Source organism: Candidatus Symbiopectobacterium sp. NZEC135, from assembly GCF_025962695.1.
In genome coordinates this window covers 218958-240464 of sequence record NZ_JAGFPF010000001.1, presented here as the reverse complement: position 1 = coordinate 240464, position 21507 = coordinate 218958, and the positions used below count along the sequence as shown (strand labels likewise).

18 protein-coding genes are annotated in these 21507 nt (G+C 54.3%); 4 read left to right on the top strand and 14 right to left on the bottom strand.

All coding sequences use genetic code 11. The features are described from left to right. Positions 1-9: 9 nt before the first annotated feature. The 11 genes from gspK to J5224_RS00940 form a co-directional block, all read right to left on the bottom strand. A complete protein-coding gene (gene gspK / locus J5224_RS00990; protein ID WP_264623567.1) occupies positions 10-999 on the bottom strand; it encodes a type II secretion system minor pseudopilin GspK in 990 nt (329 codons plus the stop codon). After that, entirely contained in the window at positions 996-1634 is a 639-nt protein-coding gene (gene gspJ / locus J5224_RS00985; protein ID WP_264623566.1) for a type II secretion system minor pseudopilin GspJ, read from the bottom strand. The genes gspK and gspJ overlap by 4 nt, the downstream gene beginning before the upstream one ends. Next, positions 1631-1996 (bottom strand): type II secretion system minor pseudopilin GspI, encoded by a 366-nt coding sequence (gspI, locus tag J5224_RS00980; RefSeq protein WP_264623565.1) that lies wholly within the window; start codon positions 1994-1996, stop codon positions 1631-1633. Before gspI ends, gspJ begins: the two co-directional genes overlap by 4 nt. After that, positions 1993-2592, bottom strand: coding sequence for a type II secretion system minor pseudopilin GspH (gene gspH / locus J5224_RS00975; protein WP_264623564.1), 600 nt, complete (start codon positions 2590-2592; stop codon positions 1993-1995). The genes gspI and gspH overlap by 4 nt, the downstream gene beginning before the upstream one ends. A gap of 25 nt (positions 2593-2617) precedes the next feature. Next, entirely contained in the window at positions 2618-3082 is a 465-nt protein-coding gene (gene gspG / locus J5224_RS00970; protein ID WP_264623563.1) for a type II secretion system major pseudopilin GspG, read from the bottom strand. Positions 3083-3123: 41 nt separating this feature from the next. Next, positions 3124-4350, bottom strand: a complete 1227-nt coding sequence (gene gspF, locus J5224_RS00965; protein ID WP_264623562.1) for a type II secretion system inner membrane protein GspF — start codon at positions 4348-4350, stop codon at positions 3124-3126. Position 4351: 1 nt separating this feature from the next. Next, the gene (gene gspE, locus J5224_RS00960) at positions 4352-5848 is read right to left on the bottom strand and encodes a type II secretion system ATPase GspE (protein ID WP_264623561.1); all 1497 of its coding nucleotides are present in this window, start codon (positions 5846-5848) and stop codon (positions 4352-4354) included. Beyond that, entirely contained in the window at positions 5845-7773 is a 1929-nt protein-coding gene (gene gspD, locus J5224_RS00955) for a type II secretion system secretin GspD (protein WP_264623681.1), read from the bottom strand. The genes gspE and gspD overlap by 4 nt, the downstream gene beginning before the upstream one ends. A gap of 83 nt (positions 7774-7856) precedes the next feature. Next, entirely contained in the window at positions 7857-8759 is a 903-nt protein-coding gene (gene gspC / locus J5224_RS00950) for a type II secretion system protein GspC (RefSeq protein WP_264623680.1), read from the bottom strand. Between the two features lie 89 nt (positions 8760-8848). After that, entirely contained in the window at positions 8849-10846 is a 1998-nt protein-coding gene (locus tag J5224_RS00945) for a glycoside hydrolase family 28 protein (RefSeq protein WP_264623560.1), read from the bottom strand. 85 nt (positions 10847-10931) lie between these two features. After that, positions 10932-12494: a polysaccharide lyase family 1 protein gene (locus tag J5224_RS00940; RefSeq protein ID WP_264623559.1), complete on the bottom strand. Its 1563-nt coding sequence runs from the start codon at positions 12492-12494 to the stop codon at positions 10932-10934. 583 nt (positions 12495-13077) lie between these two features. On the opposite strand from J5224_RS00940, the gene gspB reads away from it, so the two are divergent. After that, on the top strand, positions 13078-13587 hold the full coding sequence (gene gspB / locus J5224_RS00935) for a type II secretion system assembly factor GspB (protein ID WP_413544630.1): 510 nt from the start codon (positions 13078-13080) through the stop codon (positions 13585-13587). Positions 13588-13613: 26 nt separating this feature from the next. On the opposite strand, the gene gspS is transcribed toward gspB, so the two are convergent. Both gspS and alaC read right to left on the bottom strand, forming a co-directional pair. Further along, positions 13614-14003, bottom strand: coding sequence for a type II secretion system pilot lipoprotein GspS (gene gspS / locus J5224_RS00930; RefSeq protein ID WP_319802410.1), 390 nt, complete (start codon positions 14001-14003; stop codon positions 13614-13616). Positions 14004-14182: 179 nt separating this feature from the next. Continuing rightward, positions 14183-15409, bottom strand: coding sequence for an alanine transaminase (gene alaC / locus J5224_RS00925; RefSeq protein ID WP_264623556.1), 1227 nt, complete (start codon positions 15407-15409; stop codon positions 14183-14185). Between the two features lie 663 nt (positions 15410-16072). Here alaC and dgcN point away from each other — a divergent pair. From dgcN to J5224_RS00910, 3 genes are all read left to right on the top strand, one after another. Further along, positions 16073-17074 (top strand): N-acetyltransferase DgcN, encoded by a 1002-nt coding sequence (gene dgcN / locus J5224_RS00920; RefSeq protein WP_264623555.1) that lies wholly within the window; start codon positions 16073-16075, stop codon positions 17072-17074. Further along, positions 17071-18051 (top strand): N-acetyl-D-Glu racemase DgcA, encoded by a 981-nt coding sequence (gene dgcA, locus J5224_RS00915; protein WP_264623554.1) that lies wholly within the window; start codon positions 17071-17073, stop codon positions 18049-18051. Before dgcN ends, dgcA begins: the two co-directional genes overlap by 4 nt. Before the next feature lie 69 nt (positions 18052-18120). Then, on the top strand, positions 18121-18981 hold the full coding sequence (locus J5224_RS00910; RefSeq protein WP_264623553.1) for a D-amino-acid transaminase: 861 nt from the start codon (positions 18121-18123) through the stop codon (positions 18979-18981). A gap of 71 nt (positions 18982-19052) precedes the next feature. Here J5224_RS00910 and J5224_RS00905 read toward each other — a convergent pair whose 3' ends face one another. Then, complete coding sequence (locus J5224_RS00905) at positions 19053-21404, bottom strand: DUF3772 domain-containing protein (RefSeq protein WP_264623679.1); 2352 nt, start codon at positions 21402-21404, stop codon at positions 19053-19055. Positions 21405-21507: the final 103 nt, after the last annotated feature.

Sequence of the window (21507 nt, the reverse complement as noted above, 5' to 3'; positions counted from 1 at the left end):
TGTTCCTGTTCATGGATTCACCGTGCGGTAGCCGCCTGGGTACCGTCGTACCACGGACACTGTTTTTCCATCCCGATGCAGCAGACTGGTTTGATAGACATCACCACTGTCACCCATGCGAACCCGCATGTGGGCAAAAAACCAATCGCTTCTCGCCACCAACACCCGCTGCGCACTGCTTTTATTGATATTGGGAAAACCGTCTTGCGATAAAAATGCAGCGCCGCTTTGCCACCCCGTCACAGGGCGCTGCTGTAACAGCGTTTTTGCCTGCTCACCGCTTAGCGTGTTAAGAAACAACGCGGAGAGCAGCGGTGCCTGATAATCCCGTAAGGTATTAATATTTATCTGTAACTTTTGTGTTGGCAGTGCGCAAACAAACGGCAACAAACGCTGATAGAGCGCCGCATCCACCCCTTGCACCATGCGCAATTCGCTGATATCCACCATCGACTGGTTGGCCGCACGGTAGGGTTCGGGCAGCGCCATATAGGTTTCATCTTCAGCCCCGTTCGCCATCGGCTGGCTGTCTTCGTCAATCCAATCGCGCACTGCTGCCACAATGTTTACCGCCTGTGCCGGATCGACCCCAAGATTGATCAGCAGCCAGCGAAATACCTGTGCAGGATACGGCGTGCTGACCGTCGTGCTGTCCTCACTGAGGGTTTGATTAAGGGCATTCAGGTTGAAACACGCCAGCCCATCCTGCACATAGCCGAGGATCTCCCCGCCCTCAACCGGGAACTGGCGTCCACGCTGCGCCCAGTTTTGCGACAATGTGGTACGTTCCGGCGTGGTCAACGCATCACGCAGGATCACTTTGCCCACAAAGGCTTCCGCGCCAAGGGCATACCATTTAGCCTGCTGGTGCCCCAACTGGCGGTCGGTGCGCATAAACACCTTGCCTTGTCGTTCAGCGATGCTGGCGGCGACCGTCACCATCAGCGCCAGGATCAGCAATACCACCAACAAGGCGACACCGCGCTGGCGCGACCTCATGTTTTCTCTCCCGGCGCGATAAGGAACATGCGTGACACTTCACCGTAATCGCGCAGCGTTAAAATCACCTCAATCCCCTGCGGTAACTGCGCGGCGTTGCTCCAGGATTTCTGCCAGCCGTTACTGCCGTAAAAACGTAAGCGAAACCCCTCCACCTGGGTCAATATCGCTTTCTGTTCCGGCTTTTCACCGGGAATAGGATCGACATAGCGATAAAACAGCCGTTCCAGTTGGTTATCACGTAATCGATACGCCACGCTCTGTAATTCGCTGCGCGGTAAAATACCCAGCGGATTAAGCCAGCCATTGCGTGTGAAACGCAGATAGTCGTCTTCGCTTTGCATCTGCTTACTGCCAGTAAAGAAGAACGCAGCACTGCCTCGACCATGACGCGCAATAATATGTGAAAGATCGTCCTCCACCTGACCAAACGCCCGCTGCAACTCCGATAGCCGCTGCGCCTTGCGCGCTGAAATTTCATCATTACGCATCACGCCGTTCAGTATCTGAAAGGCGCTAACGCTCAACGCGGCAAAAATGCCGATAGCCAGCAGCATCTCGACCAGCGTAAAACCGCGCTGTGCGTGCGATGGCCTTGCGGTTACACCGTCAACGCGGGCAGTTCTGCCCTTCATTGTTTCACCACATAACTGCGCAGCACGGCGTCAGCCGCGCTGCTGTTTTTGTCACGTCGCACTTCAACATCCAGCGCGCGAAATTGCGCATCACCGGTTTCTACGCCTTGCCAACGCCAGAACCAGCGCTCCCCGCCCTGAGAACTGACACCGCTGACCCAGCGCGTTTCCGGCCAGCGTTTCTCCAGCTTCAACTGTACCTGCTGATTTTCTGCCACCCAACCTGCGAAGGTTTTCAGTTCCAGGCGGTTCAGGGTGCTGACCTGGTAGATAGCGGTCTTCATCACGGCCAGCCCCGCCAACGCAAACACCGTCAACGCCACCATCACCTCAAGCAGCGTCATACCCTGCTGCGGTTTCATAACCGCGCCCCCTGCATCGTCGTGCGTTTTTCTTGCACATCCTGCGAGGTCATGATGTTGCCGACGGCATCCACCTGTACCCAGGCGTTCTGCGTTTTCGGTTCGGCGTTGAACACCAGACGAAACGGCGTGACTTCTCCGCCGGGCAAGATCAGAATGTCAGGCTCATCGTCACGCCCGTTAGAAACCTCGTCGTGGGCATTGCGTTTTAGCGCTTTTTTACTTTTGATATCTTGCAGTTCCAGGCGCAAGCGTGCGGGTAACGTCGCAGAGGGGGTAATGCTTTGTGGTCGCCAGGGCTGCCAGTGATAGCCCAGAAACTGATCGCTGTGCGAGCGTGACGTTTCACCACCGTCATTCGGCAACAGCTCGATAAACTGCCACCGGTTCTGATAAATACGCACACCCAGCACATGTTCGTTCAGTTGGCTCTCTTCCACGGCAAAATCAAGCTGCGCGCGGAAATAGGCCATCTGCCAGGCACTGTCACTCTGCCTGTCGGAAGGAAAGGCCATCATCACCAGGCTGGCAGCAATCCCTGCCAGCAGAGCAACCAACATCATCTCCAGTAGTGTGAACCCGCGTTGCTTTTCCATCCTGCCCTACCTTGCGCTACCCACGCTATTTGCCACCGATATTCCAATTACCGATATCGTCTTCGGTGCCCGGCATGCCATCCGGCCCAAGAGAGAAAATATCCAGTTTGCCGTGCTTGCCCGGATTTTGTAGTTGATAATCCGCGCCCCACGGGTCTTGCGGCAAACGCCGAATATAGCCGTCCGGCTGGTAATTTTTCGGCTCAGGCTGGATCACCGGTTTTTTCACCAACGCGACCAGCCCCTGCTCCGTCGACGGGTAGCGCTGGTTATCCAGACGATACATATCCAATGCGCTTTCGAGTGCCACTATGTCACTCACCGCTTTCTGGCGATCCGCTTTGTCTTTGTTGCCCATCAGGCTGGGTACCACCATGCTCGCCAGTACCCCGAGGATCACAATCACCACCATGATTTCCAGCAGCGTGAACCCCTGCTGAGCAGGGCGACGCCGCCTTGACTGGCGGTGGGTAGGGTTATGTTGTTGCATATTGTCTTCCTTATTCCTTACCCCCTAGATCGGGGATTACGTTACATGCTCATCATGGTATTCAGTTGCAACAGCGGCTGAAGAATGGCCAGCACAATAAACAGCACTACGGCCGCCATCGTCACCACCAATAACGGTTCAAACAGCCCGAGCGCCATGGACATCTGCGCGTTGAATTCCCTGTCCTGATTATCTGCCGCCCGTTCCAGCATGCTGTCCAGCTCACCGCTGCGTTCACCGCTGGCGATCATGTGGCGCATCATCGGCGGAAACAGTGCCGTTTGTTCCAGCGCTTTGTGCAGGCTGACGCCCTCGCGCACTGCCTCCGTGGCTTGCGACAAGCGATAGCGCGCATAATCATTGCTCATCACATCGCCGCTGATGCGCATCGCCTGCAACAGCGGAACCGCGCTGGCGTTAAGAATGCTGAGCGTACGCGCATAGCGCGCGGTATTGAGACCGCGCAGAATGCGCCCAATCACCGGCATGCCGAGCTGGCGGCGGTGATAGGCCAGACGACGCGTTTCCTGCTTGAGCAGTACCCGGGCGACCAAGGCACCGACCACCAGCGCAATGGCAATCCACGGCCCGGCGCTGCGCACCATATCGCTCAAACCCATCAGCACGCGGGTTGACAACGGCAACACCTGTTTCATGTGAATAAACTGTTCGACCACCTTCGGCACCACGACGGACAGCAAAATACTGACCACGGCAATGGCCACCACCGTCAATACGCACGGGTAGATCAACGCCTGCTGAATGCGGCTGCGCATCTGCTGGCGCTGTTCGGTGTAATCCGCCAGCCGGTTCAACACCGTATCCAGATGGCCCGAGGTCTCCCCTGCGGCAACCATGGCGCAGTAGAGACGGGTAAAGCAGCCGGGAAACGCTTTCATCGCCTCCGCCAGTGAATGCCCTTCCATCACTTTGCTGCGCACGCCGCTCATCAGGTTACTCAAGGCCGGTTTTTCACTCTGACGCGCCACCGCATCCAGCGCCTCTTCCAACGGCAACGCTGCTGCCACCAGCGTGGCCAGTTGGCGCGTTAACAACGCCAAATCCGCCGCACTGATGCGCGTGGCGCGGCGCAGCGAAAAACGCGGTGTCGCGGATGCGCCGCCGCTGCCTTGCCCCTCGTTTAATGCCAATGGCGTCAGGCCCCGCTCGCGCAGTAGCTGTCGCGCATGGCGAGCCGAGTCGGCCTCCTGACTGCCGCGACAGCGTTTTCCGTGCTCGTCCAATGCCTGATAGTGAAACAGCGCCATCTCACTCCTCCTGCGTTACTCGAATGACCTCTTCCCAGGTGGTTAAACCGGCCAACACCTTGTTGATACCGTCCTGGCGAATGGTAAGACGTTCCGGCCCCAGCAGGCGGGCAATCGCCAGTTCACCGTCGCCACGGTGGATGGCAGCACGAACGTCGTCATTCACCAGTAAAAGTTCATGGATCCCGGTACGACCCCGGTAGCCAGTAAAGTTGCACTGCGCGCACCCAACGGCCCGATACACCGTGCTGTGTGGCGTAATGCTCATTTGCTGCGCCTGCACGGCATTAACCGGGTGTGCTTCACGGCAGTCAGGGCACAGGGTGCGCACCAGCCGCTGCGCCAACACGGCCAGCAGCGAGGTGGAGAGCAGAAACGGCTCGATACCCATATCCTGTAAGCGCGACAGCGCCCCCAGCGCGCTGTTGGTGTGCAGGGTTGAGAGCACCAGGTGGCCGGTGAGTGAGGCCTGCACCGCTATCTGCGCGGTTTCGCCGTCACGAATTTCGCCGACCAGCACCACGTCAGGGTCCTGACGCAAAATTGCGCGCAGGCCGCGAGCAAAGGTCATGTCAACCTTGGTGTTGACCTGCGTCTGTCCGATGCCTTCCAGCTCATACTCGATGGGGTCTTCCACCGTCATGATGTTGCGCTCGGTGGCATTTAAGCGGCTCAGCGCCGCATACAGCGTGGTACTCTTACCGGAACCGGTCGGCCCGGTCACCAGAATGATGCCGTGCGGACGGTTGATCAGTGTATCAATCTGTTGTCGCAACGCTTGCGACATGCCCAACGCCGCGAGATCGAGCTGGACGCTGTTCTTGTCGAGCAAACGCAGCACCACGCGTTCGCCGTGGCTGGAAGGCAAGGTGGAGACGCGCACATCAACGGCACGCCCGCCAATGCGCAGCGCCATACGGCCGTCCTGTGGAATACGTTTTTCGGCAATATCCAGCCGCGCCATGACTTTGATACGCGATACCAGCAGTGACGCCAGTTTGCGTTGCGGGCGCAAAATCTCGCGCAGCACGCCATCCACGCGAAAACGGATTAACAGGTGCCGTTCGTAGGTTTCAATATGAATATCTGAGGCTTTGTTTTTGATGGCCTCGGTCAGCATGGCGTTGATCAGACGGATAATCGGCGCGTCATCGTCAGCGTCCAGCAAATCGTCGCTGTCTGGCAACTCTTCCACCAACGTGTAGAAATCCATTTCATTGCCAATATCCTCCATCAAACGCCGCGCTTCATCGGAATCACGCTGATAGCAAACGATCAATTGCCGATCGAACTCTTGTGCACTGACACAGGCTACGGAAAAAGCGCTGCCCGCCACGCGACGTGCCTCCATCAACGCGGTTGCCGTTGTCGTCGCATCACACATCAGGCTGTGCTGCTGCATTGCGCCATCCTGCAACAGCAAGATGCGGTGGGTGCGCGCGTAGGCAAAAGGCAAGAGGGGCCGCCCTTCCTGCATGCTGGCGTTAAGCTCGCTCATCGGCCCCCCGTGGGGTAGAGCGCGCTAAGGGCGGTTTTCACCTGAACGAAGGTTTGTGTGTTACCGCTGCCAGGCAAGCGCAGCTGTTTGTCATGCAGCAGGTTATCGCGGTTATCCCCTTCGCGTTGCTGCCCGCGTTCTTCGCTGAATGAGCGGTATTTATCGCTGGACGCCGTTTGGTACTGCTGGCGATCGCGGATGATGGTGGGCCGGATAAACAGCATCAGGTTACGTTTCTTGATCTGTTTGCTGTTGGAGCGGAACAGCGCACCAATCACCGGAATATCGCCCAATAACGGCACGCGTGATGCGCTCTCGGTAGTGCTCTTATCCAGCAAGCCGCCGACGACGACGGTCTCACCATTTCCAACCAGCACCGCGTTGCTCACCGTGCGGGTGTTAAAGGTCACGCCCAATTCAGAACTGCTGCTGGAGGCGGAATCGGCTACGCTGGAGACCTCTTGCTCAATCTCCATCAGCACCGAATCCCCCTCGTTGATCTGCGGTTTGACCTTGAGTTTGATCCCGACCGTTTTACGCTCAACGGTGTTGAAGATACGATCGCTGGCCGTGGTCTGCGATCCCGCCAGCACCGGCACTTCCTGGCCGACGTTGAAGTTGGCTTCCATGTTGTCCAGCGTGACAATGCTTGGCGTTGCCAGAATATCGTTTTTGCTGTCGCTGGAAATGGCAGTCAGCAGCATCGACCAGTTGCCCTGGTAGAACCCGGCGGCTAAACCGTTAGCACTGCCAAGCGCAGCACCCAGCGCGGTGGGTATGGTGCCATCTTTGCGGTATTGATCCACGCCGGTCACCACGGTGGAAAGCGGTAGCCCGGTGTTGGTGAACTGCGTCATCCCGGCGTGTTTATTGCCCCACTGAATACCGAGATTAAGGCCATCGGCGTCCTGCACTTCGGCGATGATCGCCTCTACCAGCACCTGCGGACGACGGATATCGAGACGGTTTATCACCTGCTCCAGATCGCGCATCACATCCGGCGCGGCATTGACGATCAAGGCATTGGTCTGTTCATGCGCTTTAATGGAGATATCGCGGCGTAGCGCGGTACCCGGCTGCGTCGTTTGCTGATCTTTTTGCAAGCTGTCGCTAACGCCGGTAAGTACTTCCACCAAATCAGCGGCCTTGGCGAACTTGAGATAAATAACCTTGGTGTTACCCTGCGCCGCCTGCTGCCTGTCGAGCTGTTTGATCATGGCGATCACCCGTTCGCGCGATTTAGGCTCACCGCGCACCAACACCGCATTGGTCCGTTCATCCGCCACCACGTTGGCGGTCATCGCCCCCGGCAGCGCGGTTTTTTCGTCAGACTTATTCAGTTCGTTAACCAGTTTCACCACTTCGGCAGACGAGGCGTAGGAGAGCGGCACCGTCACCACGTTGCGATCGCCGGTGCGGTCGACACGTTCAACGATCTCCATCAGGCGTTTCACCACCGCGGCGCGACCCGTCATCAGCAGCACGTTAGACGGTTCGTAATGCACCACACTGCCAGAGCCTGCATTGTCATTGAGCTGGCGCAACAGCGGTGCTAAATCACGGGCGGCAACGTTATTCACCGGCACGACACGCGTCACCACTTCATCACCGATACCCGGTTGCTTGTCCGTCGCGACCGGTATCGATGAAGTTTTGGCATCTTTGGCGGCAATCACTTTTAGCACACCGTTATCCATCGGCACCACGGCAAAACCGTACACGTCCAGCACACTGAGGAAGAATTGGTAATACTGCTCTTCGTTCATCATGTCGTAGCTGCGCACCGTGATAGAACCGCGCACCGCAGGATCGATAATCACGGTTTTATTCAGATTCTTGCTGACGGTATTGATGAACTCCTGAATATCCGTCCCTTTAAAGCTGGCGGAAAATTCCGCGCCCCAGCACCAGGCAGAAACCATCATGAGAAGGCCCGCCCCCGCCAACCGCAAGCCAGTCATCCGCCGCCCTTTGCTAAAAACACGTTGCGCCACCTGTTCGTCTCCCGTTACGGCTCATCTCGGCCCGCGTGCTGTTCACTCTCATCATCCGCAGCCCCATCAAGGGTCAGCGTAATATCCTGGCGCTGTCCGTCGCGCTCTATCGTCAACGTCAATTCGCTTAACTGCGGCAATTGCGCCATGGCTTGTTGCCCTTGCTCCGCATCACGCAAATCCATGCCATTGAGCGCCACCGCCAGGTCGTTGTCATGCAACCCCAGGCGATAGAACAGTTCGGTTTTTTTCCCCGGATTCAGGCGATATCCCGCCAGCGCGTTATCTTTCATCTGAGGGACAATCGCGAGGTATTCCATCACCTTCATCGGTTCTGATTTCAGCGTGTTACGTACTACACTCAGTGCCGCCGCAGGCGGCTTGGACGTGCTGCTGTTATGGTTGGTTGCACCCACTTCATCACGATACAGGTAGAGCGCTTCATAACGCCCCTGATGTTCAAGTACGATACGATCGGCAGAGATGGTCACAATCCGGGCCTCATAGCCAGGAACGGCGTCACCGACGCCACGGCTGAATTGCCGACCATCTTTGGCGATAATCACAATGGCGCGATCGGTCTGTCGGCTTGCCAGAATGCCGGTCACGGTCAGTTGCAGGGAAGAAACAGGAATATCCCCTTCCAGTACGCCTTCTGGAACGGGCTTGAGCGACGTCGCACTGGGAGAGCGACCAAACAGCGTATACACAGTGGTTTGTGACGGTGTTGACGTGGCGTGTGCAGGCGAGAGAGAGACAGCGTTCACCATCGGTTGCGCTGGCAACAACACGCGCCAGGTCCAGACGGCGAGCTGTTGGCAAATCAGTAACAACAGTAACCCCATCATCCCGAGCCTGAGCCAAGAGGAAGGCAGGCGCGCGCCGATTGACAGCAAATGTTGTACGCGTTGTTGCATCACCTGATACATTCTCCTTTCCCCACGCCATTGCTGACGTGGGGATAGCGTTACACTACGATTTTACTGCATGGTTTTACTGCACGGTTTTACTGCGTTGCGCCATCAAGCGTGATGGTTTGCGCACCCGTCGTGGTGATGGTTTGATCATTCACGCTGTCTTTGACCTTGACGTTGGAAACCCCTTCACCGAAGCTCCAGGCCTGCGCACCGTTCAATACGTTGTCAAACGTGACGTTCTTGAACTGGCTGTCATGCAGGAAGCCAATGGCCGTCGCTTTGACGTTGCGGAACTTCACATCTTCAAAATCGAAGTTCTTATGGTACGCGTCGCGACCTAGATCAAACCCATACGCGGTATCCATTGCTGCCTGAGTCATACCATCCACCGCGATGCTGCTCTTCTTGTTGGAGCCATCGATCGTGATGTTGTACACAGTGATATCGCGGAACTGAGCCGGTTCTTTGGCAGGCAGGGTATCGTTGGTATCCGCGCTGTAAGCGATGGTGAAAATAAACGGCTCGTTGCCGCCGATATCTTTCATCGCGTTATCACGGAACAACACGTCACGCGCGCCACCGCCGTAATACGGACGGCTCTTCATGCGCAGACCGACGTCTGTCAGGTACATCACGTTGTTTTCAGCCACAATCTTCTCGATCCAGGCACCGGTATGGCTTCCTGCAACCACCGCACCGTGACCTTCACGGAAGTAGTTGTTGAAGATCCAGGCACCGCTTTGGGCTTTCTGACTAAACTCTTCAACCCCCGCACCATAACCTGCGGCAAAGTTGACGCTGTCATCCCCGGTATCGAAGAAGTTGTTGAACACCATGACGTTTTGGCTGTTACCGAACTCAATACCATCGGCGTTGTTGCCGTCATAGGTTTTGTGTTGCAGACCGTGCATCACCACGTTTTCTGATTCCAGCGCCATCACACCGTGATAGGCCGGGTTCAGCACCGTCAAGCCACCCACATAGAGGTTGCTTACGCCACGCAGCGTCATCATGGATGAGCGGCGGTTTTTATAGGCATCGTCCAGTGCCACACCTTCATCGATGGCAGCTTGCGTCTGGTTTTTCGCCAGAATACCGTCACTGCTGACTTTGGTCGAACTACTGGCACGAATTTGCGGCAGTTCATTACCCAGTTCATCGGTGAAGGTTGCAGCAGGTTTGCTGGTACTCAGCCCTGCCACCCAGCCATTGCCGTCAATGCTGCCTTTACCCACGATACGGATATTTTTGAACGTTCCCGCTTCCGTATGACCGTGATCGTTAGCTTCCAGCACGTTAAGCAGAGACGGAGGACGTTTGGTCAGCATCTCGCCTTGAATAAGGTACGGGTAAAGGTAATAGCCTTTTGCTACCGGATAATCCGCCGGATTTTCGGAGCCGAGCAGTTTGGCACCTTCCGCAATTTCAAAGGTCATGTCGCTGTGCAGGAATAGCGCACCGCTTTTAAACACACCGCCACTCAGCAGCACCTTACACCCTTCTGGATACACCTGGATGGTACAGGAATCGATCGCTTGTTGAATGATCGTGGTATTTACCGTTGTACCATTATCTACCGCACCTTCTGCTTTAACATCAATCACATGCGGTGTTTTGCTGGTGCGTTGCGTGAGGGTTTCACTGTCTACCGACTCTTTGCCATCGGCATAGACGGTACGCACGGTAAACTTGTATTCGGTATCCGGTTTCAAACCGTCCGTGCTGTCGGCGGTGAAGTTGTGGAATTTGACGCGCACGTGCCAGTTATCTGCATCAAATTTGGTGTAGAAATTATCGATGTACGGTTTGGCAGGTGAGTGTTTATCCTGGTTGTCCAGCGTGCTGCCCAGCAGCTTACCGTTCATGTAGACGTTGTAATCTTTGATCTCACCGCTTGCGGTCGTAGGTTTTTCCCACGCGAGCGTAATCGAGGTGTCATCAAAGGCCAGTGTCGGCACCTGCAATTTCTGCGGTGCGGCAGATCGATCCACGGTATGGCTGGAGTTATTATCACAGCCCGCTAACAGTCCCCCTAATACTAAGGTTGTGCACAACGTTAATCGGGTTCTGGGTAAAAATTGCGTCATAAAATCATTTCCCGTGTCATAGTGAATATTAACTGTTCTATTGCTAGCCCTAAAAAGCGGTGTTGAAACCATCCCTGGCGAATAATTAGTCAGGCAGCGATATTGACAATTTTCCTGCGCCCGCATTTTCCAAAACATATTTTTCGACGGCGGCGATAGATTTACCCACGGCATAGGTGTATGGCGGTTCCCAACCAATCTCATTGGTACAGGTTTCTAATGCCCAATCTCCTGGTACTTTACCTGCACTCTCCGCAGCGGCTTTTTCTTGTTCTTGCAATGCTGTACATTTTTCAATAGCGATCTGGTTCAAGTTTTTAGCCTGCGCGCCATTAAACCAGGAACCGTTATCTTTAAACTTGCTGCCTTTATAGGCACCAATAATGGTACTTTCCTCTGCACCGGCCCCTTGGAAATTAAAAACGTTTCCTTCGGATAAAATAGAAGAGGCAAACCCCATACCGATGGAATAAAGAATGGGGTAATCCGCATCGGAAGCACCACGGTGGTAGTTATTCACCAGATGCACCTGACCAAAACGCACACGCGGTGCACGCTGGGTTAAATTGCTCCACAAGTTACCTTCAAAGGTAATGCGGTATTCTCCCTTATCACCGTCGCCCGAGCCGATAATGGTGGTTTTATCGTGCTCTTCAAAAACGTTATAAGAGATAGTCAGGTAATCCGCGCCGTCTTCGATATCCAGCAAACCGTCGTGACGTTGAATATGTTTACCAAACAGCACCTGCTCTTTGCTGTCTGGGTGCTCACCGTCGGTAAAGGTACAGTGATCGATCCAGACATTCTTACTGGCATTGATTGACACTGCATCATAACGCGCGTTCCAGTTCCCTGATGCACCGTCACTGGCATCCCAAGCGGGTGCAAAGTCACGCGGTGCCTGGAAGGTAATATTACGAATAATGATGTTGCTGTTATCCGTCTTGTTGAAGGTATGGCTCAGGGTATTGATTGACAGATAGCCCTCTTCCAACTTTGCATCTTGCCCTACACCTAAAATGGTGGTGTTGGGCGGCACCTGAAACTGGATCTGCGCTTTCTGGTTGTTGGCATATTGCGAGCGCTGACCGTTCTGTTTTTTCAGCAGCGTGAGTTCGGTCTGCGCCGCTGCAGCCTCTGCGCCACCGGCATTGATTGTCGCTTGCAGTTGCGCCATATAATCCGTATCGAACGCCTTCACATACAGGTCAAAATCAAAGGTGGTTTTATTGGGCTTGGTTTTGTAATAGGTGGCGTCCGCATAGGTACCATTGCCCAAATCATCACCACGAATGGTGCCAACCCAATAGATAATTTTTGGCTCGAGCTTGGCAGCCAGCTCCGCCGCGGCATCCCCGGCAAGGTAATTAGGACTGCGCACATTGCTAAGTGCATCTTTCAATTCCTGACGAGAACTCACGACGTAAATACTTTCAGCCCGCGCCCCTTCACCTCCGGTTGTGGCTGCTGCCGTGCCATCAACATCTTTATACTGCGCGGTCCAACCAAACGGAGCAGTTTTAACCGGTAGCGTGTCATTCGTCAGTTCGGTATGCGATGAACTGTTATCACATCCTGATAAAAATAAAGATGACAATGCGACACACAGAACGCTATAGCGGAAACGCCGACTATTTTTGACTAACATAAAGTTTATCCCTCAGTATTGTGACAAAAAAAGGCAACATAATGCCCTGCGGTTTTTTTTCACCGCATATAAAAATTATTCTTTAGATTCTTTGATATATTTTGATTATTTAGACAAAAAAACACCCTGACCAAGGGTTACCATGGCTTGTGGTTGTTAAATTTTATTTAATGTAAAAGTTACTTACATTTTTACATGTAAATTTTTCACATCATTTATTGACCACCATGCAGTACATTACACAAAAGAAACGATATATCTTTATTAATAAAACACTATTTCATTAGCAGGGTCATTAAAGCATATCTACGCCTTTTTTTTGAGACTAAGCTCAAGGTTTCATTAGTAGCGCAAAGGTAGATTATGACTTTTTCATGAAATCCAATTTCTGTCACAGAACCATCAGGTAAAAGCATTTAGCGCTGTTCATTTGCCATAAAATCGGGCATGTAAAGAAACCGTCAAGACAGACATCTCGTGAATGCGGCCTTTCGCCTCTAGCCTGACGCACAGTGGCACATGTTGAATGTAATAAGGAAAATCCCTCGTGGAACCCATAGCCAGCCCTCGCCTTTCGCCACGTATGCCCCTGACAGCAACCTATGTGATGCCGGGATATTTGTTGGCGACCTATGCGCTATTGCTGCTATCACTCGGGTGGTTCGCTCACCAACGCTGGATAGAAAGGCCCGCGAGCGTTGTAGCGCCCACTATCGCAGCGCAACAGCACAGTGAATCCCCACCGAGCGAGAATGCACCCTCAGTGGCACAAGCCGTTCCCGTCCCCCCGCCGCCAGCCCTGAAGGCCGATCCGGTGCCCTCCCCTGCGGTAGCCCCAAAACCGGCAAAAGTCGAAAAGGGGCAGGTGCCGCCGCTGCGTTATAGCGCGCACGTGTTCACCTCGGATCCGTCCCAACGCAGCATCACCCTCAATGGCGTACGTTATCGGGAAGGAGAAAGTCCAATGGAAGGGTTGGTTATCGAACAGATTCAGCAGGACATCACGTTATTCGATGCCGATGGCGAGATTTTCATTCTGGATGCACTGTCTGACTGGCCGGGTGGCGATATCAAAGAGGCGGGCGCTGAATAGCGCCCGGCAGCGTACTGCGAGACGTATTACCTGAAATCTTTTCTGATGAAATCAATAAACGGGGCCAATGAGCGGTTGAACTCTGAACACTGCGCCTCTTTGGGCGTGCCATCCTGCAATAACCCTTGATACAGGTTTTCGCTGCGCGAGGCCAACTGTGTGAAGTGGGCGGTGTTCCACCCTTTTTGCTGTGCCACCGCCAGCGCAGCGCGTTGGAGCGTGCCGTCGTCAGGAACATCGCTACGATTGCATTGGGATTTCAAATAACGGCTTGCCGCCAGCAACGATGCAATCTGATTCAGTTGCTCGGCAGCAGTGACCGAAGACACTGACGATGCCGGCGTACTGGAGCGCGTCGGTGCCTGGCAACCGACCAGCGTAATGCACAACAAGGTGACTGCTGAAAACGTCAACAAAGGGGACCGCATGACTACTCTCATCTTTTGTTGTAATGAAAACCGGAGGAGGAGTGTAGCAAAACCACTCGCGCGATGGCGTAATGCCAAACCCATTTTGCTCACAAAATGAAAAAAAAGAGACGGGACACGCAAAAGCATCTCCCCGGCGGACACCGGGGAGAAAGAGGACATGACGATCAGGCTACCGATGATTTTCCAGCAGAGAGAAGTCCATCGGCACGGAACATAGCCTTGATACCGCGCACCGCCTGACGAATACGATCCTGATTTTCAATTAACGCGAAGCGCACGTGGGTATCGCCATAATCACCAAAACCGATGCCGGGAGAGACGCATACTTTCGCCTCTGCCAGCAACCGTTTGGCAAACTCCAGCGATCCAAGGTGCGCATAAGGTTCAGGGATTTTCGCCCAGACGTACATGGACGCTTTGGGCTCATCCACCATCCATCCCGCTTCATGCAACCCTTTCACCAACACATTGCGGCGTTGACGGTATTGCTCGGCAATATCGCGTACGCATTGCTGATCCCCTTCAAGAGCGGCAATGGCGGCGACTTGCAGCGGCGTGAAGGTGCCGTAATCGTGATAACTTTTGATGCGCGCCAGCGCATTCACCAGCTCTTTATTGCCCACCATAAAGCCGATGCGCCACCCGGCCATGTTGTAACTTTTGGACAAGGTAAAGAATTCAACGGCGATATCCTTCGCGCCCGGCACTTGCATGATAGACGGGGCTTTCCACCCATCGTACACGATATCGGCATAGGCCAAATCGTGTATCACCAGCACGTTATACTGCTTCGCTAGCGCCACAACGCGCTCGAAGAAATCCAGCTCAACGCACTGCGCCGTGGGGTTTGAGGGGAAGCCCAAAATCATCATTTTGGGTTTGGGAATACTTTCGCGGATGGCCCTTTCCAGCTCGTTGAAGAAATCAACGCCTTCCACCAGCGGCACAGAACGCACCTGAGCCCCCGCGATCACCGCGCCGTAGATATGAATGGGATAGCTGGGATTCGGCACTAATACGGTATCACCGTGATCCAGCGTTGCCAGCATCAGGTGTGCCAACCCTTCTTTGGAGCCAATCGTGACAATGGCTTCACTTTCTGGATCGATCTCGACGCCGTAACGTTCGTCATACCACCGCGAAATAGCGCGGCGTAAACGCGGAATACCGCGTGAAGTGGAATAGCCGTGGGTATCATCCCGCTGCGCTACCGTACACAGTTTCTCGACGATGTGAGGCGGTGTCGGCCCATCCGGGTTACCCATACTGAAGTCAATGATGTCTTCGCCACGACGGCGGGCAGCCATTTTCAGCTCAGCGGTAATATTAAATACATACGGGGGAAGACGATCGATGCGCGTAAAACGGCGCGGAGAATTGGAATCAGCCATAACATCCTCAAGATACGTGAGCGCCCGGACCATCCGAGCGACGCTTAGCCCTTGTGAGCTAATTGTTACGCTATCGTAGAAATTGTTGGCTGTCGAGAGGACGAACAAGAAAAATTTAAAGCGAGAGCGCTTATCGCCAAATTTTATGCTGACATTTGCCATCACTCTTCATGGTTCAGCATATTATTTCAAAACGCCATAGACACTTGTCATTACTTTTTCTTTTTTTTAACGCGATGATATGAGTAACGTGAATAAACCTCAGACGCCGATTGAAAAATAATGACCCCCTGCATTATTAGTGGGCCCAATTTTATGGCATTGCGCCAAAATGAAGCAGACAACAACAAACAAAAAATACTTAAAAAACAACATAATAAAAAGAATAAGAAAACAGTATGGTCGCGCATTTTTATAAAAAACCGAGGAAATAACAAAATTACGCACAACGCGGACTAAAACACCACCATTAAAAACAATACACTTATTCAATCGCCACAAATCGCCATCATTGCAGTGTATTATTCTAAAAATATCGCCATATTGACAATAAAACCCCCATGAATATTATCAAAGGTAATCAGCTGTTATCCAGATAACAATCACTGACGCGCCTGATAGCGATTTATCATTTATTACGTCAACATTTAATGAGGAAAAATAATGGATATCAAAAAGCCCTATTTGCTTTTTCTTGGTGATGCGCACGATCAGTTAGCCGCCAAGGTCGCTATCGGCATCAAGCAGTGGCACCCTGAATATTGTGTGGGTCAATACCGCATGGCAGACTGCCACGCGGACTGCGGTCTGCCGGATCTCGACATCGCCGCAGCGCGTGCTGCCGGAGCACAAACGCTGGTGATTGGCGTGGCCAACCGCGGCGGCATTATTTCTCAGCAATGGATCGCCATTTTACGTGAAGCGCTGGAGAGCGGCATGGATCTCGCCGCCGGGTTGCACAACAAACTCGCTGACGTGCCGGAATTGCGCGAGCTGGCGGCAAAACTGGGGCGTTCGTTGTTTGACGTGCGCCACCCGACGGAAACCTACCCAGTGGCAAACGGCCGCAAGCGCAGCGGCAAACGCCTGTTGCCCGTCGGCACCGATTGCTCCTGTGGCAAAATGTACACGGCGCTGGCCATCGAAAAAGAGATTCTGGCAAGCGGCGGCAAGGCGACATTCCGCGCCACCGGCCAGACCGGTATTCTGATCAGCGGTGCAGGCGTCAGTATCGATGCTGTGGTGTCTGACTTTATCGCCGGTGCCGTTGAAGTGTTGGCGCCCGCCAATGATGCGGATCATTGGGATGTGATTGAGGGCCAAGGCTCTCTGTTCCACCCATCCTTCGCAGGCGTGACCACCGGGATTATTCACGGTGCACAACCGGATGCGCTGGTACTGTGTCATGAGCCGACACGCAAAACCATGCGTGGCGTTGACTACCCGATCCCCGATCTGGCGGCCTGCATAGCACTCAACCTGTCAATGGCGCGGCTGACCAATCCTAACGCCCGGTTTGTTGGTATCTCCGTAAATACCTCTGCTCTGGATGAAGACGCCGCCCTCTCTCTGTTAGCAACCATTGAAGCTGAATTCGGCCTACCGGCGGTTGATCCGGTGCGTCACGGCGTGGGCCGTATCGTTGAAGCATTGGCCAGCCTATGACCGAACTTACCCTATCTCGTGAAAGCTGGCCGCTGCGTGAAGTGTTTACCATTTCACGCGGCAGCAAAAGGCAGGCCGATGTGGTGGTTGCCGCCCTTCGAGCTGGCGATATTACTGGCTACGGTGAATGTCTGCCTTACGCGCGCTACGGCGAGTCAGTCGACAGTGTCACAGAGCAAATTGCCTCACTTGAGAGCGACTTGCGCAACGGTCTGGACAGACTCACGCTGCAATCCCGACTGCCTGCGGGAGCGGCGCGTAACGCGCTCGACTGCGCCTTGTGGGATTTGGAGTGCAAGCTCTATCGTCAGCGCATCTGGCAACGGCTCACGCTGCCGGTGCCTCATACACTGGAAACCGCCTATACCCTGTCGCTGGACACACCAGAGCACATGCGTCAGGCGGCAGAAAAGCAGGCACACCGCCCTTTACTGAAGCTGAAGCTGGCCGATCAACACGATCTCGAACGCGTCGCCGCCGTGCGCGCAGGGGCGCCTTCCGCCCGCCTGATCGTAGATGCCAACGAAGGGTGGGATGAAGCGCTTTACACCCGTCTGGTACCGGAGTTGGTCACGCTTGGTGTGACCATGATTGAACAGCCAATGCCCGCCGGAAAAGATGAGGCACTGGCATCCCTGCCGCGCCCCATCCCGATTTGTGCCGATGAATCCTGTCACGACAGCCATTCATTAGCCGGACTAGTGGGCCGTTACGACATGATTAACATCAAACTGGATAAAACCGGCGGCCTCACCGAGGCGCTGCGCCTGCGTGATGAAGCAGTCAAGCATGGGCTAAAAATTATGGTAGGCTGCATGGTCAGCACATCGTTGGCGATGGCACCTGCGTTTATCGTGGCGCAGGGGGCTGACGTGGTGGATTTGGATGGCCCGCTGTTACTGCAACGCGATCGCGATAACGGGCTGGACTACCAAGGCAGCATCATCAATCCGCCTTCAGCCGCGCTGTGGGGCTAGTGTTGATTCGCGTGTGGTCTGGTAGGCACGTTTACTGCCGGGCCATTTACCTTCTTTAGGAGTGTTGTAATGCAACGTATTGTGTATGTTGACGGTCAGTATGTAGAAGAGCAGGACGCCAAGGTTTCCGTTTTTGACCGCGGTTTTTTGTTCGCCGACGCCGTCTACGAAGTGACTGCGGTCATCAATGGGAAGTTGGCTGAATATGACGGCCACATCACGCGCTTGCAGCGTTCCTGCCGTGAACTCGCACTGCAACTGCCCGTTTCTATTGATGAGCTGAAAAAGATCCATTTGGCGCTGATCGACAAAAACCAGTTGCACGAAGGGGCAATCTATTTACAGCTTAGCCGCGGCAACGCGGGCGATCGTGATTTTCATTTTCCCGGTGCGGAAGTGAAATCCACGCTGGTGCTGTTTACTCAGGCACGTTCGGTTATCGATAACCCGAAAGCGGAAACGGGTCTGCACGTAGTAACCTGCCCGGATATTCGCTGGCACCGCCGCGATATCAAGACCGTCAGCCTGCTGGCCGCCTGTCTGGCAAAAGAGGTGGCCCACAGCAAAGGCGCGGATGACGCGTTTCTGGTGGAAAACGGGTTTATCACCGAAGGCAGTTCCTGCAACTGCTATATCGTGCTGGCCGATAACACCGTGGTAACGCGCCAACTGAGCAATGACATTTTGCACGGCATCACCCGTCAGTCACTGCTTGAACTCGCCGCCAAGGACAATATCGCACTGGAAGAGCGTCCATTCACACCGGAAGAGGCCTACCACGCCAGCGAGATTTTCCTCAGTTCAGCCACCACCTTTGTACTGCCAGTGGTTTCACTCGATGGTAAAACCATCGGCACCGGTAAACCCGGTCCAATCGCCAAACGACTGCGTGAAATCTATATTGCTCGGGTGAAAGCACAGGTCGAATAACCGCGCTATAACGGCCAGCGTCAGACTCATCAGTAAAGCGCCCATCGCGATTTTCCACGATGGGCGTTTTGTTATTCCGGCAGCAAGGTTGTGTCCGAGGCGTTTTCCAGCACCATTTTCTGCGGAGATGCCAGCGGAATGCTGGCAGTGCGCAGCCGCTTGATAATCTCAAACAACAGGTCGCTTTTTGCCCCTGAAACCATACGCGGGCTGGGGACATAACCGGTCACACTCAGCACCATCCCTGTCGGAGTAAGCTGGCTAAAGGTTACCGAAGGCGCGGGGGTTTCTAAAATGGATTCATGATCTCTATAAGCGCTGAGCAGGATCTCTCGAATGGTTTCAGGATCGGCATCCAGAGGGAAAGTTAGCGCCAGCGTTGCCACCCCCATCGCATTACCCATGGTGATATTGCGTACGTTTTGCGAGATGAACTGCGAATTCGGCACAATCACCGTGGAGCGGTCGCCGAGTTGAATTTCCGTCGCACGCACGTTGATACGCCGGATATCCCCTTCTACGCCGCTGATATTCACCAAATCCCCGACTTTTACCGGACGTTCGGTAAGCAAAATCAGCCCTGAGATAAAGTTCTTAACGATCTCTTGCAGACCAAAACCGATCCCGACCGACAGGGCGCTGACAATCCACGCCAGTTTATTCCACTGGATCCCTAACGCGGCCAGCGTCAATAAAATGAGCAGGATATAACCGATGTTGGTAAACAGAGTGACCAGCGAGGCGCGAATCCCCTTTTCCAGCGTAGTCTTCGGCAGAAAATCATCTTCTAGCCAACGCCGGGATGAGCGCAAAACATAGATACCAACCACCAAACAGACTGCGGCGTTTACCAGATTGGCTGGTACGATGCTTAACGACTCCAGCCCCTTGCCGCCCCAGATTTCCACTGATTTTTGCAACAACTCGATCGGTGTCGTGGTGCCAAAGGTGCCGTTTAGCAATGCAACGGCGCCCATCAGAATCAGAAAGACTTTCCCGCACACCGACACCAGAGATGTCGCCTGCGCCAGGTGACGATCGTCCAGATTCAAAGAGCGTTTAATACGGCGCCCACTGGCGGTATTCGGCGAAAAAATGCTCTCGCTAAGGTCAGTCACCAGGGTTATCAGCAGATACAGACAGGAAAGCACCATCCCCACCCATATCAGCTCATAAATCAAGAAACGCGCCAGCGAGATATAACCAATGGCCAATGAAATCAGCACAGCAATCGCCGTCAGCAACGTAGCCAAATGCACCAGCCCAGACAGCGTGGAGCGCGCTTCCGGCTGTTCACCCGCTTCTACCATCTGCCGTCGCACCTGATTGCTGCGCAGCGCAATCGCCCCCACCGTTAACGCCAATGCCAATGCAGACAGCCCGTTCCCAACGATAGTGACAGCAACGGAGGTACCCACCGTGGTGTTAAGCTGTTCAAGCATGCCAAACACAAACATCAAACTGGCGGCAATAATCGGGAACGGGTCCATCGCTTTGGCAACCGGGTTAGCCATAGCAGGTAAGCGCCAGGATGGACGATGGTTAGAGAGAAAGGCTCGCCCCAATCCGGCAATCATGGCGCTAAACACGGCAAGTCGCACCAGGTTATCAAGAAAACTCCCGATAGCGGCCGGTACATCGCCGGGACGCGCTAACGTGTAGTCAAACAGGTTCGCGGCAAGCCCGATGGTCGTGACAGAAGAAAGCACAGTAGCAGAAGCGAGGAAGCTGCGGCGCAACCGCCCTTCCGGCAGCCAACGGATCCCAGCACGTGCCAGATATTTTTCCAATAGACGCTGACCCGCCGTGGCTAACGCCAGCGCCACCAGCAGATAAAATAGCGTTCCATACCGCCAGTCCGGCTCCCAGGTCGCACTCAGCGTATCGCTAAGCTGTGCCTGAAACTGCGTCAACCGCTTTTCATCTTCGGCCTGAGACGCCAACAACGGGGACCAGAAACGTGCACCGAAAATGCTGCCCGAGTTAAGTGCCAGTTGCGTTTTTAGCGCATTGCGACGCAGCGTAACTATTTGCGCCGAGAGATTGAGGGCACCGGTTCTGATGGCCTGAATCTGCTCAAGTTGTGCGTCCAGTTTGGTTTTTTGCACATTTAACGTGGCACGTTTGCGCGTGACCTCGCTGGTTTCCGTTATCGCCGCCCCTTGTTCTGGCGCAGGCCCCAGCACATCGACTTGCGCCTGGAGCTGTGCCTGAAGCGGTGCCAACGCGGTTGCAAGATCGTTGGTGTTGCCGATCAACTGCTGCACTGCGTCATTCAATTCGCCGTATTTGCTGTCGCTGGCGGCGTTGGAGACCTGCTGTTTGATGCCATCTAACTGCTTTTGCAATTTGGCGACTTCACTGTCGACATTGATTTTTGCAGCAGCCGCCACATCCGCAGGCGTGGTGTCATCAGCGGCCATAGCCGGTAGCGAGGTGCACAACAATGCAAACCATACGGTAAAAATGACGGGAAGCCATGCCTGCACAGCGCGTTGAGGCACTCGCATCAAAGGGTTTCGTTGC